Here is a 264-nt window from a genome sequence, read left to right on the forward strand (position 1 = left end):
CGGCAGACCGTTGATTTTCAACGCTTGACGACAGCAGCTCACGTTTTGGAGGGCCTGGTTAAGGAAGGCAGCGAGCGCAATCTGATTGATGTCTTCGCGCATCTGCCGTTGGGAATCTACAACGTTGAGCTGCTGCAGGGTGATCTGCAGCAGCTGGATCAGGCATTCTTAGATTTTCAAGGAGCGCTTTACCGCAGCTTTATGCTGAACGCAGCGGGCGAAGACGATCAGATTATTGAACAGGTCGTTGATAATGACCGGCTT

At 51.9% G+C, this 264-nt stretch carries 1 protein-coding gene; it reads left to right on the forward strand.

Going from position 1 to position 264, the window contains the following annotated elements; translation table 11 throughout:
* Window positions 1–264 (forward strand): hypothetical protein (locus tag LJE08_RS14135; protein WP_227403595.1); only part of this gene is annotated, 264 nt, incomplete at both ends.

The sequence above is a fragment of the Holdemanella sp. DFI.5.55 genome (genome assembly GCF_020593575.1).
Lineage (GTDB): Bacteria > Bacillota_I > Bacilli_A > Erysipelotrichales > Erysipelotrichaceae > Holdemanella > Holdemanella hominis.